Below are 15219 nucleotides of genomic sequence, written 5' to 3'. Positions count from 1 at the left end.
CACGTGGTTAGTGGGGCTGTACCTCGAATGCTACGCGCTTGTCGCCAAGGCGAGCCAGGATGAGCGTTGCCTTGTTCTTGGCGCTCTTGGGCGAGCCCGCAAGCAGGATCCGACGCAGCTCTTCAGGAGTCACGTCCACACCGCGCTTCTTGATATCCAGGGTGCCGATGCCGTTGGCCTTGACCCAGCTGCGCAGCTTCTTCACGTTGTAATCGTGGACTGCCACGACCTTGTATCCACGCGCGAAGGGAGTGGAGATCTGCTTCGCATGGGTGAAGTAGGCAATGTGCTCGTCAAGCAGGTGCCCGCCGGTGGACTCCAGCAACGCGGAAATCAGATGCGAGCGGATGACTGCGCCATCGGGTTCGTAGACATGTGCTTCGAGCTCACCCACTGGCGACGGCACATCAGCCTGCGCCACCACAGGACTTGTCAATTCGTGCGCGCCGTCCTTGTCGATCACCAGCGCGGCGCGGGCGATGCCTTCACGCTTGAGCCGACCGAACCACAGGCATGCTTCGATGACCGAGCCGTGGTCTGAGATCCATACGGCCTCGGCGGTACCGGGAATGGCATCGTGCGGCAGGCCCGGGCCGAGCTTGACCCCGACATCCTTGCCATCGTCGACAAGCTTCTCGACGAAGGACAGGGGAGGGGAGAAAGCTTCGGGGTCAAAGAGGCGGCGGGTGCTTCCTGCCTGATCGGTGCGGCGGGCAGGGTCCAGCCAGACGCCGTCGATTCCGGTCAGGTTGGTTTCCTCGGCACTGCCGTGGACTACCTTGGCGTTCTCGAACGGCATCAGGTTCAGCGTGGTGGCAGCTGCTGTGGTTTCATCTTTTTCCACGGCGGTGACTTGCAGGCCCGCGCTGGCCAAGGCGATTGAATCGGTGCCAATTCCGCAACCAAGATCGGCTACGTGGGTGCAGCCTGCCGAGGTAAACCGGCGCGCGTGAAGCCCGGCGATGGTCAGCCGCGTAGCCTGTTCCAAACCAGCCGGAGTGAAGATCAGCGAATCGGCGAAAGGGCCGAATTTCACCCTGGCCCGGTACCTCAGTTCTGCTTGGGCGATGACCGCGCGGATGACCTGTGCGTCGTGCCCGTCCTTGCGCAGCTTCTCATTCAGCGTCCACGCCGCGTCCTTGGTGGACACCATGGACGGGTCGATGGTCGAGAGAAGACTCCAGCCGTCGGCCGACAAGAGTGCGGCAAATTGTTCATTGAGTGTTGAGTCATTGGAAGCCTGAGCCATGCTCCAAGACTATCTGGGTTTGGTGGTCAGTATCGTTCCGGACTGCTGCCAGGCGGAGTGGGGCGAGAGGCTCGCTGGTACAAGGTGATCCCATGAGGTAGCGACTACCCTTCAGACTTGTCGCACATGCTGCCTTTCGGTGTCTTGTCACCTACAGGAAATACCTGTGCACTCAGTCCCGCGGATACCGTCTCGCTACCTGTCCACCTTGGACTGTCATATTCCAGATTTACGGACTCGATCACTCCTGATTTGAGAGGATCTATCAATGCCACTGTGAGTTGGATAGTGGCGTTTTCGCCCGCGGGCACTTCATGGTTATCCGAAATCTGGGCATCCGAAGGCAGCAAGACACCGCGAAAGCCGTCCTTGCCATCCTCAATAACTCCGAAGCCCTCAATTCGAACGTTGTCGGAATGCTGGAGTGTCACGGCACGTATGAGTGCAGGGTCTGAGCCGTCCGCTTGGACATGTACCTGCGCAATGGCCAGTCGCCCTTGCTCGTCCGATGGTGCACAGACCATCGATGACGCCTCGGTTTGGGTTTTCAGTTGCACACCCGTGGGCGCGCACGCCGTCAGAACCAGGCATGCCCCTGCCATGAGGCCTGCAGCCATTTGTCGGTGACTGAACATTTCACTTTCCTCGTCTAACGCGGATGCTCGACAAGAAATCTACTGGTCAGCATCGTTGCGGAGAATCTTACGTGACCGCTTGCCAAGCGCTCTAACCGTGAACAGCCGAATGAGTCCTGTGGTGGCAGCTATTGCATCGCATCGTCAATATCCAATCTGAACCTGCGCTCGGCGTTGTGCACCGTGAGGGGCGCCACGTGGCTGTGGCAGGACTTCCAGATTCGAAGGACTAGTAATAGGTTGTGCCAGCTCGGTGGGTTGCTTAATGTCACATTTGCGTCATATTCGAACTTTCCGAGATTTCTTTGAGCGTTCTTGGTGAGGCCTTCAGTCGAGCGCGGGCAACGATTCATTGGGCTCACTCAATCGATCAGGCAATTTTGGAAATCCCGTGAGGCTTAGGTTTCCTGATTCAACGCGACCTGAGGAGTGATAAAGACTAATCCTTCTCTGCGCTTAGAAATCATTCCACGGAATATCCGCCTTTGAGGTTTAGTGTGCTGGAGCCACGCTCCCATTTTGGTGGGCAGGCGTTCGTTGGGAACCCCGGCCACGAGTTTTACTGTCAGTAAATTGGCGAGTGTTCCACATCGCATCCGAGGGGTTTCGTAGTGTTGTATGTCACCTGTGATGAAACTAAGGCAGACAACTACACGCCAGCCGACGGCGCAACGAGGCCCCGTCCCTGCTGCGGAATCAACGCCAAGCGATGCAACGGTACACAAGCTCAAGCGACAGCTCAGCAGCCGGCATCTGCAGATGATCGCCATTGGCGGTTCCATCGGCACTGGGTTGTTCGTGGCCTCCGGCGGCACTATCGCCCAAGCGGGACCGGGTGGAGCGCTCGTTGCCTATGCTGCAGTGGGACTCATGGTGTACCTGCTCATGCAGTCGCTGGGGGAGATGACCGCAAAGATCCCGGTGGCCGGTTCCTTCCAGACCTATGCCACTCGTTTTGTCTCGCCCTCCTTCGGGTTCGCCATCGGCTGGAACTACTGGTTCAACTGGGCCATCACCGTGGCGGCCGAGTTGGTGGCCGCCGGTATCGTCATGAGCTTTTGGCTCCCTGATGTTCCTGGCTGGGTCTGGGCCGGCGGTTTCCTCTTCGTGCTGACCGCACTGAACGCCCTGTCCGCCAAGGCTTTCGGTGAAGGCGAGTTCTGGCTCGCGCTGATCAAGGTCGTCACTGTCATCGCTTTTCTCGTGGCTGGCGTCTTGATGATCTTCGGCATCCTGGGCGACCACACCGATCCGCTGGCCAACTGGCGGGAAGGCCAGGATGTCTTCCATGGGGGATGGATCTCGATCATGGCCGTCTTTATGATCGCCGGGTTCTCCTTCCAAGGCACCGAACTGGTCGGAGTGGCCGCTGGAGAAGCCAAGGATCCGCGCCGTGAAATCCCCAAAGCCATCCGCAACGTCTTCTGGCGCATCATGCTTTTCTACATTGGCGCCATCTTCATCATCGGCTGCCTGATCCCGTTCGCGGACCCCAGCCTGCTCTCCAGCGGCGAAGCCGACGTGGCATCCTCGCCGTTCACCATGGTCTTCGAGCGCGCCGGCATCGCCTTCGCCGCGGCCGCGATGAACGCCGTCATCCTCACCGCAATCCTCTCCGCTGGCAACTCCGGCCTCTACGCCTCGACCCGCATGCTTTATGCCATGGCCCATGACGGCAAGGCCCCGAAGATCTTCGGCCGCACCAACTCCCGCGGTGTGCCCATGGCTGCATTGTTCGCCACCGCAGGCGTGGGGCTCTTCGGATTCCTTACCGCGCTGGTCGGTCAGGGCGCAGCCTATGCCTGGCTGCTCAACGTCTCGGGTCTGTGCGGATTCATTGTCTGGGTGGGCATCGCGGTATCCCATTACCGTTTCCGCCGCGGCTATCTGGCGCAGGGGTACGCCGTGTCGGACCTGCCGTACCGTGCCCCGTTCTTCCCGCTGGGTCCGTTGCTTGCCTTCGTCATGCTGATTGCGGTCATTGCGGGGCAGAACTATGAAGCAGTGCTCGCCGGCCGCGGGCTTGAAGTGCTCTCCGCCTACATCGGCTTGCCGCTCTTCCTGGGGCTTTGGCTCATCCACAGGCTCGTGACCAAATCACGGGTCGTCCCATTGATGGAGATGGATCTGTCCGCTCCGGAAGACATCGAGGAATCAGCCAAGGTGCGCTCTGCGCGAACCAGGGCGGGGAACTCGGCGATTCGTTAGCACTCGCCTTGACCGAGTGCTAATAATCGTCCTAAAGTCATGTGTGGGTGGCATGCCAGCGGCACGCCACACCGCCTGACTGGATACCACCAACTGGCACCGCGACGACGGTTGGTCCAATGCCAGTAGGGCGCACCCCTACACCATTGGTTCATACACGAAAAGGAGAGACCATGTCTGTCTCCATCAAGCCGCTCGAAGACCGCATTGTCATCAAGCAGGTCGAAGCCGTCACCACCACCGCTTCGGGCCTGGTAATTCCGGACTCCGCCAAGGAAAAGCCGCAGGAAGGCACCGTTGTCGCAGTAGGCCCAGGCCGCATCGACGACAACGGCAACCGCATCCCGCTGGACGTAGCCGAAGGCGACGTAGTCCTGTACTCGAAGTACGGCGGAACCGAGGTCAAGGTCGGCAACGAGGAGTACCTGGTGCTCTCGGCTCGCGACGTTCTGGCAGTCGTCGTAAAGTAACGCCAACCTCGCGGCATCCGCTAGCTTTCCACCGCCCACGGCGCTCGCCGGACGCGGGGGAGAGGTCTGTGGATGCAGCCGAACTTTCAGGAGTCAATGCATGGCTAAGCAGCTAGCATTCAACGAGGAAGCACGCCGTGCCCTCGAAGCGGGCATCGATAAGCTCGCAAACACCGTGAAGGTCACCCTCGGCCCCCTCGGCCGCAACGTGGTGCTCGCCAAGACCTGGGGCGCCCCGACCATCACCAACGACGGTGTCACCATTGCCCGTGACATCGATCTGGAAGATCCGTACGAGAACCTCGGCGCACAGCTGGCCAAGGAAGTCGCCACCAAGACCAACGACGTGGCCGGCGATGGCACCACCACCGCCACCGTCCTGGCCCAGGCACTGGTCAAGGAAGGCCTGAAGAACGTGGCCGCCGGCGCCGCCCCTGGCGATATCCGCAAGGGCATCGAGCTGGCCACCGAGATCGTCTCCGAGCGCCTGGCCGCCAACGCCGTGGCCGTGGAGGACAAGGTTGCCAACGTGGCCGCCATCTCCGCGCAGTCGGACGAGATCGGCGACCTGCTGGCCGAGGCCTTCAAGACCGTGGGCACCGACGGTGTCATCACGATCGAGGAATCCTCCACCACCGCCACCGAGCTGGTCCTCACCGAGGGCATGCAGTTCGACAAGGGCTACCTGTCCCCGCAGTTCATCACCGATGCAGAGCGCCAGGAAGTTGTCCTGGAAGACGCCCTGATCCTGATCAACCCGGGCAAGATCTCCACCGTGGCGGAGTTCCTGCCGCTGCTGGAAAAGGTCCTGGAGGCCAAGAAACCGCTGCTGATCATCGCCGAGGACGTCGAGGGCGAAGCCCTGTCCACGCTGGTGGTCAACAAGCTGCGCGGCCTGCTGAACGTGGTAGCCGTCAAGGCTCCGGGCTTCGGCGACCGCCGCAAGGCCATGATGCAGGATCTGGCGATCCTCACCGGCGCCCAGGTGGTTTCCCCTGAGCTGGGTCTGTCGCTGGACCAGGTCGGCACCGAGGTGCTCGGCTCGGCCCGCCGCGTGACCATCACCAAGGATTCGACCACCATCGTGGATGGCGCCGGAACCGAGGAAGACGTGCAGGACCGTGTGGCCCAGTTGAAGGCCGAGCTGTCCCGCACCGATTCGGAGTGGGACCGCGAGAAGCTTTCCGAGCGCCTGGCCAAGCTGGCCGGTGGCATCGGCGTCATCAAGGTCGGCGCGTCGACCGAGGTGGAGCTGAAGGAACGCAAGCACCGCATCGAGGACGCCGTGTCCTCCACCCGTGCAGCGCTGGAAGAGGGCATCGTGGCCGGCGGCGGTACCGCCCTGGTCGATGCCCTGTCCGCACTGGATGAGGATGCCCGCGCCACCTCCGCAGAGGGCGACATCGCCGCAGGCGTGGCCATCGTCCGCCGCGCACTGGTGCAGCCGCTGTTCTGGATCGCGACCAACGCCGGCTACGACGGCTCCGTGGTGGCTTCCAAGGTGGCAGAATCCGGCGCCAACGAGGGCTTCAACGCCAAGACCGGCGTCTACGAGAACCTGCTGTCCGCAGGCGTCATCGACCCGGTCAAGGTCACCCGCTCGGCGCTGCGCAACGCGGCCTCGATCGCGGCCCTGGTGCTGACCACCGAAACTCTCGTGGCTGACAAGCCAGCCGAGGATCCGGAAGCAGCACACAGCCACTAGGCCTTAGCCTGGCAGCAAACGACGCCGCCGGATCGAGCTTGCGCTCGATTCGGCGGCGTCGTGCTTTAACCTTGTGTACATTTCAACGACCCTTGACTTGGCGTGTTAATGAGGGGGTTCATCGACGGTGGACCGGGAAAGAACGGACAATGAACAGAGCTTGGAACGGTGCGCGCCCGGCACCGCGCCGCAAGGTTCCGTGGTGGAATCTGCGGCGCTACCCACGCCGGGGCACACGAATCATCATGGTCCTTGTCATGGTGCTTTCCACCTTTGCCATCTCAATGGGAATCATCTGGGCGGCCGAAGACGAATCGGAACGCATCGCTGTCTTCACCGCCGTGGAGCGGCCATTTACGGCCACAGTCCTGTCGCAGGACTTCGAGATCTGTTCGGTGACGGTCCAACCCACTGGCTCTCGCAGTGCGGAAGGGCCTATTGAAGCGCAAACGGTGTGCACCCCTAGCTTTGTGCTGCCATCTGGTAGTTCCGTCAACATCGTGGAAGATCCCGACGAATGGTCCGCAGGTTTCTACTATGTTGTCGGAGGGGACCAGGACTGGCAGGCCGACGCCGAGGCCCAGATAAAGGCCGGGGGACTTGAGAGCGTGCTGCTGTCCCTGGTGTTCACCCTGCTCGCGTGGCTCCTTGGTTATCAGCTGCTGCTCAAGCACGACCGTCCATCCCACGTTCTTCGCGAACGCGGTGTCAAACCCGAGGCCGGTCGCTTTGAACAGTTGGTGCTTTCGGCCCAGCACGCCTCGCCTGCCGTGCGCTACACGGTGATCTGCTTCAGTCTGGTGATATCCGTCGGATTCGGCTGGACGATCATCGCAGACGACAAGGCGTCGTTTGCCCACGACAGCATGCTGGTTCAAACCTATCCGCATCAGGAAGCGACCTTGGCGGCGCACGAAATCACTGGCCGCTCGGGCGAGCCTGCCAAGGTTGACGTCGATGGCCGACGTCTCAGCCTGTGGCGCGACATCCCAAGGCTGAAGTCCATGAATCTGGGTGACACAATCAGCGTGGTCGTCGATCCTCTGGCCCCGGAGATTGCTGTGCCCGTGGATTTTGCCAACGGCCCCAATAACTCTTCGGCATCCCACATCGGGACTTATCTGTTGGCTGCGGTGCCGGGCACGGTGTTGATGGGACTGGTGTTCCGCGTATTCGCCTCCCGACTCCCGCTGTCCATGTTCGAACCCAAGAGCCGCGAAGAGTAGGAATCCCGATCCAGCAAACTGCCGATGGTCCAGGCGCGGGCGCTGGCCCGGGAGCGCAAAGCTCTCCGGCCTCACCGCCTTGTACGGGCACTTGGGCAGCCGCTGCTTCCGCAAAGGTCCGTAGGCCGGCAATCAGTTCAAATGGAATACAAATTCCTGCTTGCTAGGATCGGATGATGTCTGGAATGGGCTAAGGCCCCGGACGTGTTCTGTCCCCGAGGAAAGCACCTGTTCGTGTCGTTGACGATCACCCCCGCCAGGAAAGCCGAATCCAAACCCGGATTCAGGACCGACCTGCAGGGACTGCGCGCCCTGGCGGTGCTGCTGGTGATGGTCTACCACATCTGGTTCTCCCGGGTCTCCGGGGGAGTGGACATCTTCCTGATGCTCTCCGCCTTCTTCCTCACCGCCTCCGTGGCCAAGCGCGTCAGCCGCGGCGAACGCCCCCGGGTTCTGGGCCAATGGGCGCACCGCTTCTCCCGGCTGGTGCCGCAGGCCGCAGTGGTGGTCCTCGCGGTGGTGATCGGTTCATGGGTGCTGCTGCCCAGCAATCGCTGGCCGCAGCTGATCGACCAGTCCTTCGCTTCCCTGTTCTACAAGCAGAACTGGTACCTGGCCGAGAACCAGGTCGACTACTACGCCTTCGACACCGCTGCCTCCTCGCCGCTGCAGCACTTCTGGTCGCTATCCGTCCAGGGGCAGATTTTCATCCTGTGGCCGCTGATCCTCGCGGCGTGCGCGCTTCTCTGGAAGCTGTTTTTCTCCCGGCACAGCTTCGCCTGGGTGGCCGGCACCGCCTTCGGGCTCATTTTCGCCGGATCACTGGCCTTCTCCATCCAGCTGACCGCCGCCAACCAGCAGGTCGCCTACTTCCACACCGGCGCCCGGCTGTGGGAATTCGCGCTGGGCTCCCTGCTGGCGCTCGCGCTGCCCTGGTTGTCCACGCTGCCCGAGCGGCTGCGCCGGATCGGCGGCTGGGCGGGCCTTGCAACGATCATCTCCTGCGGCGCGCTGCTGGACGTGCAGGGCCAATTCCCCGGCTACATCGCGCTGGTCCCGACCCTGGGTGCCGCGCTGGTCATCATGGCGCCGTCCGCCCGCAGCTGGGCCAACCCTTCCGGCCTGCTGTCGCTGGCGCCGCTGCGCAGGCTGGGGGACCTGTCCTACGGCATGTACCTGTGGCACTGGCCGCTGCTGGTGTTCTACCTGACCTTGAGCGGCTCCAGCCGCGCCGGGATCCTTCCCGGGGCGCTGCTGATCCTGGTATCCATCACCCTGTCCTGGTGCACCACTCGCTGGGTGGAGAAGCCACTGGCCTCCTGGCAGGCCACCGTGGACTTCGGCGCAATGCTCCAAGGACGCCAGGCTCAGCTGGCTTCCGGAGTGCTGGTCGCGGTGATCGGGGTGGGAATCGTCAGCGTCCCGGTGCTCGCTTGGGAGGGCAACGTCGAATACCGCCGCACGGTGGCCGCGGCGCAGGCCCCCGAGGAGACACCCGGGGCCACCGCGAGCGTGGACTGGGACCCCTCGCCGGCCGCGCTGACCCTGCCGCTGGCTACGGACCTGGACGGCGAATGGCAGAACCCGGGGCAGGATTGTTCCGGGGCGCAGGATCCCGATGACCCGCGCATCACCTTCTGCCGGCAGGGCGGGGACTTCACCGCCGGGGAACCGGTGCTGGTGATGCTGGGCGACTCGCACATGCAGCACTGGTCCGAGGCAGGGGCGCGGATGATGGAGGATTCCGGCGGCAGCTGGATCCTGCTGCACCACCCGGGCTGCCGCTACGGCTCCGACGCGGCGCGCTCCGAACCGGCCTGCGCCGACTTCCAGGACGCCGCGCAGGAGTACGTGACCGCGCTGGCCCCCACCTGGGTGATGGCCAACGCCAGCATGACCGTGCAGGGCTACGATGCGGAGCTGCGCACCCCGGGGGAGCAGGAAGCACTGGTCGACGGGTTCGACCAGGCGATCTTCCCGTTCCTGGCCGCCGGCAGCAAGGTCGTTGCGGTGCGCGACACCCCGCGCTACGAATACCTCATTCCCGAATGCGTGGACTCCGCCAAGTCCGACCCCTCGCGCTGCGACGGGCTGGCCTCCGAGCTGCTCAACGAAACCAACCCGGTGGACACCTGGCTGGAATCCGCCGATTACGGCGCCACGGTGATCTCCCTGGACCTGACCCCGGTGCTCTGCCCTCAGGGGGTGTGCAAGGCGGTCATCGGCAACGTGCTGACCTATCTGGACAACTCGCACCTGTCCAAGATGTTCGTGGACAGCGCCGCGGACGAGTTCGCCGCCGCCTTCCGCGCGGCCACCGGCTTCACGAACTAGCCCGGTTGCGGCGTCCTTGCCGTATTCGCCGTTGATCTGCGCGTATGACGGCACCGGGACATGAAGTTGGACACAGTGGCCCGACTGGGAATCACGGATCAGCCAAAAGGGCTCTAACATATAAGCAACCTCCGCTTTCGCCCCGAAAGGTTCCTACGTGACTGAGTTCAACCCCTTTGCCTTTGAAGGACTCACCTACGACGACGTGCTGCTGCTGCCCGGCCCAACGGATGTGATCCCGTCCAACGCCGACACCACCACCCGCTTCACCAAGCGCATCAACATCCAGGTGCCGATCAGCTCGGCCGCCATGGACACCGTCACCGAGGCTCCGATGGCAATCGCGTTGGCCCGCCAGGGCGGCATCGGCGTGATCCACCGCAACCTGTCCATCTCGGACCAGGCCAAGCAGGTCGACCAGGTCAAGCGCTCCGAGTCGGGCATGATCACCGACCCGGTCACCGTGCACCCGGGCGCCACCCTGGCCGATTGGGATGACCTGTGCGCGCAGTACCGCGTCTCCGGCCTGCCGGTGGTTGACGAGAACAACAAGCTGCTGGGCATCATCACCAACCGCGACACCCGCTTCGTGCCGCGCGAGCAGTACCTGACCACCAAGGTCTACGAGGTGATGACCGGCATGCCGCTGATCACCGCCAAGGACGGCGTCTCCCGCGAGACCGTCATCGAGCTGCTCTCCAAGAACCGCATCGAGAAGCTCCCGCTGGTCGACGACGAGGGCAAGCTGACCGGCCTGATCACCGTCAAGGACTTCGACAAGGCCGAGCAGTACCCGCTGGCCACCAAGGACGAGGACGGCCGCCTGCGCGTGGCCGCCGCCGTGGGCTTCTTCGGCGAAGGCTACGAGCGCGCCATGACCCTGATCGACGCCGGCGTCGACGCGCTGGTCGTGGACACCGCCAACGGCCACTCCAAGGGCGTGCTGGAAATGATCGCCCGCCTGAAGAAGGACCCCGCCGCGGCCCACGTTGACGTCATCGGCGGCCAGGCCGCCACCTTCGAGGGCGCCAAGGCCCTGATCGACGCCGGCGCCGACGCCATCAAGGTCGGCGTGGGCCCGGGTTCCATCTGCACCACCCGCATCGTCGCAGGCGTGGGCGTCCCGCAGGTCACCGCCATCTACGAGGCAGCCAAAGCGGCCATCCCGGCCGGCGTGCCGCTGATCGCCGACGGCGGCCTGCAGCACTCGGGCGACATCGGCAAGGCCCTGGTGGCCGGCGCCGACTCGGTCATGCTCGGCTCCCTGCTGGCAGGCACCGCCGAGTCCCCGGGCGACCTGGTCTTCATGGGCGGCAAGCAGTTCAAGGCCTACCGCGGCATGGGCTCCCTGGGCGCCATGGAAACCCGCGGCAAGAACACCTCCTACTCCAAGGACCGCTACTTCCAGTCGGACGTGCCGTCCAACGAGAAGCTGATCCCGGAAGGCATCGAAGGCCAGGTCCCGTACCGCGGCCCGCTGTCCGCCGTGGTGCACCAGCTGGTCGGCGGCCTGCGCCAGACCATGTTCTACGTGGGCGGCCCGACCATCGAAGAGCTGAAGGCGCGCGGCAAGTTCGTCCGCATCACCGCCGCCGGCCTGAAGGAATCGCACCCGCACGACATCATGATGACGGTCGAAGCCCCGAACTACCGTTCGCGCTAAAGACTCCAGGCCAAACCCCGTCCCAGCCCGCCCATCCGGCGCGCAGGGGCGGGGTTTTCCCGTGCCCGGGCGCTGCCGGAGGATTCGCTGCACATGCATGGGTCCGCGCGCCGCTCACGGACTTATCATGGGATGCACGACGCCCTGGCCTACTGCCGGTTTCGCCCCGAAACCCCGACCCCGGCCCGCAGAACATGGAGGGTGCGCCATGAGCGACACCGAGGAAACCATCGTCCACTACGCCTCCGGCAACGTGCGCGAGTCCCTGTTCGCCGCGCTGCGCGCCGCCGGACACGACCCGGCCCGGCTGCGGGCCGAGGATACCAATGAAGCCGACCACCTGCACCTGGGCGGGAAGCACACCACCGTCTGGATCGCCGACACCCTGGCGCTCGACGACGGCGCCCGCCTGCTGGATGTCGGCAGCGGCATGGGCGGGCCGGCCCGCTACTTCGCCGGCCGCGGCGCGAAAGTCACCGGGGTGGACGTCACCGCGGAGTTCGTCGACCTGGCCACCGAATTGAACCGCGCCTGCGGGCTCGACGGCGCCGTCACCATGCTCAACCGGCCCGGCCAGGACACCGGGCTGCCTGAGGGCTCCTTCGACGCGGCGCTGATGCTGCACGTGGGCATGAACATCGCCGACAAGGCCGCGGTGTTCGCCGAGGTCTTCCGGCTGCTGCGCCCCGGCGGCGTCTTCGGCGTCTACGACCTGATGGGCACCAACGAGCTGACCTTCCCGATGCCCTGGTCCATCACCAGGGAATCCTCCCATGTGGAATCCGAAGCCGCCTACCGCGGCTACCTGGAAGGCGCAGGGTTCGACGTGCAGCGCAGCCTGGAGCACCGCGACGAGGTGCTCGCCCGGGCAGCGCTGATGCTGCAGCAGGGCGGCGCCCCGCTGTCCGGAGCCTTGATCCTGGGCGAGGACGTGGTGCTGCGCCGGCAGCACTCCATCGAGGCGGTCCGCGACCGGCAGGTCACCCCGACGCTGCTCATCTCACGCAAGCCCGAATAGCGCGCTCAGTGCGGCCGCCCGTCCCGGGGGAGCGGCGCTGCGTCCCCGGTGCGGACGCGCCCGCGGCTCAGCGTGCGGCGCCCTGCCTCGCGCGATGGCGCAGCCAGCCGCGGCACAGCACGAAAACCAGCACACCCAGCACCGTGCCGAGGGTATTGGCCACCAGGTCCCTGGCCGAGGGCACCCGGTCCGGGAGCAGGAGCAGCTGCCCGGTTTCGATCATCACGGAAACCGCCAGCCCGCACAGCACGGCCAGCCACGGCCTGCGCAGCCACCACGAAGCCAGCAGGCCCAGCGGCATGAAGTACACGATGTTCGCGCCGAATTCGATCTCGCCGTAGCCGAACCACTGCGGCACGCCGATCCGGTGCAGCTGGTCGATGAACGCGAACAGCCACGGCCCCGCCTCGGCGTCCACGGGTATCGGCCAGAACGCCACCAGCACCAGCGCGATGGCATACAACGCCGCCGCAACCAACGCCCACCGGGCTGATCCGTTCTTCACTCCAACTACCCCCAAGAAGTTGCGCAAACACATACATCCACAATTTTAGTCTGGTTCAAGATCGCAAGACCCGCAGGACCGGCACGCGTGTATCGCCAGTGACTACCTGTGTTTCACGGCGACCAACGCCCCCTGAACCATGGTGCCGCGTGGCATCCCAGGCACCCGCAATAAATCTTTTCAGGTACTTCTCCACAATCCGCACCCCACCCACTACCACACCAAGCTCCCCGGCGTTCACTGGAGCCATGAACACCACCGCACTGGCCCAAGGCCTCACCAGCCTGCACCACGTACTCACCCAGGTACGTCCCACGCCCGGTGCCGCCCTGCACGAACTCACCGGCACCCAGCTGCGGGACCTGTGCACCAGCCTGCTGGACACCTTCGCCGCGCTGCGCGAAACCCTCGCCGACACCACCGACTCGCGCCTGGCGTTGGAGCTAGCAGCCACCGCCCAGCAACTCGGGTTCGAGGCGACCCGCATGGATTTGGTCGCCGCCGAACGCGCCACCGCCGCCCACACCCTGGCCCAAAGCGAGCTGGACGCCCTGCGCGAGCACCCTGCCGACGCCACCAGCACCCCGGCCCGGGCCTCCGGCCGGGCCTGTTACCGCAACCCCGACGAACTGTTGGCTTCGTGGACCCGCACCCCCTACTGGCACACCCACCCCCTACTGGCACCCCCACCGCCTAGTGCTGGATCCATGGACTTGGTGGGGCAAGGACTTCACCGGGGCCCGGGTTGCCCCGCGCTTCGAGCACCTGGCCGCCCTGCTCTTCGAGTTCGGGGTGGATCCGACGGTGGTGCGACAGGCCAGCCGGAAACTGGCCAAGGTCGAACCGGAGGACCGCACCTTCTAAGGCACCGCCACCAGCCCGAGCCTGAAGCATGCCGACGGGCGCACCGTGGAGGAACACACAGCCCAAGTCCTGGCCGAGGAATTCATTCCGTTCGCGGCGGTGAAGAAGATCGCGTCCCTGATTTGGAGGCGATCAACCGGTCCGGGCCGGTCCCGCCGGCGTCCTTGCGCCGTGGGGTGTTTCCGTTGCCGATCCGCAGTCCGCACTTCCGCGAGTTTTTGGTGCGGACCTCCACGGCGGAGGGTTCGTGGGTGGATGCGTTGATCGCGGCGGCGAACAAGGCCAGCACGCAGGCCGGGCAAGCCGCGCGGATGAACCCTGCCGCGGCGAACCCGAACCAAGGACCGGGGTCGGGGCCGGTGGCTGGGGCGTCGTTTTTCAAGGACCCCGCTGACAACCCCAATCAGCCTTCGGGGCAGTCCCAAGAACCGCAGACAGGCCCCGGGACCGAAGCCGGCACCGGAGCAACCGTCAGTACTGGTGCCTCGCACTCCTCTGATACCGACTCCACCACCGGCAGCACCAGCGCCGCAACCGCCGGCAGCGAGGATGCTGCGGACGCCAGCGCCGCACCGGCCGGGGCCGAAGCTACCTGCACCGGTCCCGACGGGGAAGGCGGATGGTCCACATCCAGGACCTGCTGCCCGAAGGCTCCGAGAAGCTACGCTGGGACGATGACGAGCTGTTCATGCCCGCAGCGACCCCGCCCGAACGTGCGTTGAACGCCTTGCTGGAGATCCTGCTGGACTCCACCGGCGACGACCCGCCCGGAACCACCGGGGACGGGGATCAGGGCCGAGGGTCCCCCTTCGATGCCGACAACGCCGAAGTCGGCGGTTGGCCCGAGGACGGAGAGGCACGTTCCGGTAGCGAGCCTGACGAGTCCCCGCCGCGGCGCGGGCGCAAGCGGTTGCGCCCGGTGGTTATCGCCCACCTGCAGCTGAACGACCTGCAACATCTGGCGTCCTCGACGCCGCAGACCGCGCACGGGGTGGACCTGCCGCCGGCCGCGCTGCGGCAGCTGCTGTGCCAGGCGGATCTGATTCCGGCGGTGTTCAACAGCGACGGGGTGCTACTGGACTTCGGATCACACACAGCTTCGTTCCCGGTCCAACTGGGTGGATTGCAGAAGGCTTCGTTGATTGTGGCGTCAAAAATACTCAATGTTTCGGAATGTGTATTCAGCGGGCGTAATACATGCAGCATCTTGAGAAATCAGCAGTTAGACTCTAGCGTTATGACATGTAGTGAATTCGTATCTCAAATGAAGTAAGGCTGGTTGGTATGACCTTAGATCGTCGCAATGTACTTTTTAACCTAGCGCCAGTGGTCCTTGTTGGAT

At 64.4% G+C, this 15219-nt stretch carries 14 protein-coding genes; 9 read left to right on the top strand and 5 right to left on the bottom strand.

Annotated features, from left to right (window positions below; translation table 11 throughout):
* Positions 1–7 precede the first annotated feature (7 nt).
* Together IEY43_RS12265 and IEY43_RS12260 are read right to left on the bottom strand one after the other, a co-directional pair.
* The gene (locus IEY43_RS12265; protein WP_188948887.1) at positions 8–1249 is read right to left on the bottom strand and encodes a THUMP-like domain-containing protein; all 1242 of its coding nucleotides are present in this window, start codon (positions 1247–1249) and stop codon (positions 8–10) included.
* Positions 1250–1353: 104 nt separating this feature from the next.
* The gene (locus IEY43_RS12260; protein WP_188948886.1) at positions 1354–1884 is read right to left on the bottom strand and encodes a hypothetical protein; all 531 of its coding nucleotides are present in this window, start codon (positions 1882–1884) and stop codon (positions 1354–1356) included.
* 759 nt (positions 1885–2643) lie between these two features.
* Between IEY43_RS12260 and IEY43_RS12255 the strand changes: the two genes are divergently transcribed.
* The 7 genes from IEY43_RS12255 (at position 2644) to IEY43_RS12225 (ending at position 12508) form a co-directional block, all read left to right on the top strand.
* A complete protein-coding gene (locus IEY43_RS12255) occupies positions 2644–4092 on the top strand; it encodes an amino acid permease (protein WP_188948885.1) in 1449 nt (482 codons plus the stop codon).
* A 173-nt stretch (positions 4093–4265) separates the two neighbouring features.
* Positions 4266–4562 (top strand): co-chaperone GroES, encoded by a 297-nt coding sequence (groES, locus tag IEY43_RS12250; RefSeq protein ID WP_013349608.1) that lies wholly within the window; start codon positions 4266–4268, stop codon positions 4560–4562.
* 100 nt (positions 4563–4662) lie between these two features.
* Positions 4663–6267, top strand: coding sequence for a chaperonin GroEL (gene groL, locus IEY43_RS12245; RefSeq protein WP_188948884.1), 1605 nt, complete (start codon positions 4663–4665; stop codon positions 6265–6267).
* A 257-nt stretch (positions 6268–6524) separates the two neighbouring features.
* Positions 6525–7493, top strand: a complete 969-nt coding sequence (locus tag IEY43_RS12240; protein ID WP_188948883.1) for a hypothetical protein — start codon at positions 6525–6527, stop codon at positions 7491–7493.
* A 234-nt stretch (positions 7494–7727) separates the two neighbouring features.
* A complete protein-coding gene (locus IEY43_RS12235) occupies positions 7728–9827 on the top strand; it encodes an acyltransferase family protein (protein ID WP_188948882.1) in 2100 nt (699 codons plus the stop codon).
* A gap of 157 nt (positions 9828–9984) precedes the next feature.
* Positions 9985–11490: an IMP dehydrogenase gene (gene guaB, locus IEY43_RS12230; RefSeq protein WP_188948881.1), complete on the top strand. Its 1506-nt coding sequence runs from the start codon at positions 9985–9987 to the stop codon at positions 11488–11490.
* 208 nt (positions 11491–11698) lie between these two features.
* Complete coding sequence (locus IEY43_RS12225) at positions 11699–12508, top strand: class I SAM-dependent methyltransferase (RefSeq protein WP_188948880.1); 810 nt, start codon at positions 11699–11701, stop codon at positions 12506–12508.
* A gap of 67 nt (positions 12509–12575) precedes the next feature.
* Here the strand turns inward: IEY43_RS12225 and IEY43_RS12220 are convergent, their stop codons facing one another.
* Positions 12576–13013 (bottom strand): VanZ family protein, encoded by a 438-nt coding sequence (locus tag IEY43_RS12220; RefSeq protein ID WP_188948879.1) that lies wholly within the window; start codon positions 13011–13013, stop codon positions 12576–12578.
* A 696-nt stretch (positions 13014–13709) separates the two neighbouring features.
* Here IEY43_RS12220 and IEY43_RS12215 point away from each other — a divergent pair.
* Entirely contained in the window at positions 13710–13877 is a 168-nt protein-coding gene (locus IEY43_RS12215; RefSeq protein WP_188948878.1) for a hypothetical protein, read from the top strand.
* Positions 13878–13959: 82 nt separating this feature from the next.
* Here IEY43_RS12215 and IEY43_RS12210 read toward each other — a convergent pair whose 3' ends face one another.
* Both IEY43_RS12210 and IEY43_RS12205 read right to left on the bottom strand, forming a co-directional pair.
* A complete protein-coding gene (locus tag IEY43_RS12210) occupies positions 13960–14259 on the bottom strand; it encodes a hypothetical protein (protein WP_188948877.1) in 300 nt (99 codons plus the stop codon).
* 21 nt (positions 14260–14280) lie between these two features.
* The gene (locus tag IEY43_RS12205) at positions 14281–14505 is read right to left on the bottom strand and encodes a hypothetical protein (RefSeq protein WP_188948876.1); all 225 of its coding nucleotides are present in this window, start codon (positions 14503–14505) and stop codon (positions 14281–14283) included.
* Between IEY43_RS12205 and IEY43_RS12200 the strand changes: the two genes are divergently transcribed.
* A complete protein-coding gene (locus IEY43_RS12200) occupies positions 14497–15150 on the top strand; it encodes a hypothetical protein (RefSeq protein WP_188948875.1) in 654 nt (217 codons plus the stop codon). The two genes, IEY43_RS12205 and IEY43_RS12200, sit on opposite strands and share 9 nt — an antisense overlap.
* Positions 15151–15219: the final 69 nt, after the last annotated feature.

The organism is Glutamicibacter protophormiae, assembly GCF_014647495.1.
Classification (GTDB): domain Bacteria; phylum Actinomycetota; class Actinomycetes; order Actinomycetales; family Micrococcaceae; genus Glutamicibacter; species Glutamicibacter protophormiae.
This window is presented reverse-complemented; position numbering and strand designations above follow the sequence as displayed.

Coding starts and splice junctions, on each gene's coding strand:
- IEY43_RS12265 (WP_188948887.1), bottom strand. CDS start 1,249: ATGGCTCAGGCTTCCAATGACTCAACACTCAATGAACAATTTGCCGCA.
- IEY43_RS12260 (WP_188948886.1), bottom strand. CDS start 1,884: ATGTTCAGTCACCGACAAATGGCTGCAGGCCTCATGGCAGGGGCATGC.
- IEY43_RS12255 (WP_188948885.1), top strand. CDS start 2,644: ATGATCGCCATTGGCGGTTCCATCGGCACTGGGTTGTTCGTGGCCTCC.
- groES (WP_013349608.1), top strand. CDS start 4,266: ATGTCTGTCTCCATCAAGCCGCTCGAAGACCGCATTGTCATCAAGCAG.
- groL (WP_188948884.1), top strand. CDS start 4,663: ATGGCTAAGCAGCTAGCATTCAACGAGGAAGCACGCCGTGCCCTCGAA.
- IEY43_RS12240 (WP_188948883.1), top strand. CDS start 6,525: ATGGTGCTTTCCACCTTTGCCATCTCAATGGGAATCATCTGGGCGGCC.
- IEY43_RS12225 (WP_188948880.1), top strand. CDS start 11,699: ATGAGCGACACCGAGGAAACCATCGTCCACTACGCCTCCGGCAACGTG.
- IEY43_RS12200 (WP_188948875.1), top strand. CDS start 14,497: ATGGTCCACATCCAGGACCTGCTGCCCGAAGGCTCCGAGAAGCTACGC.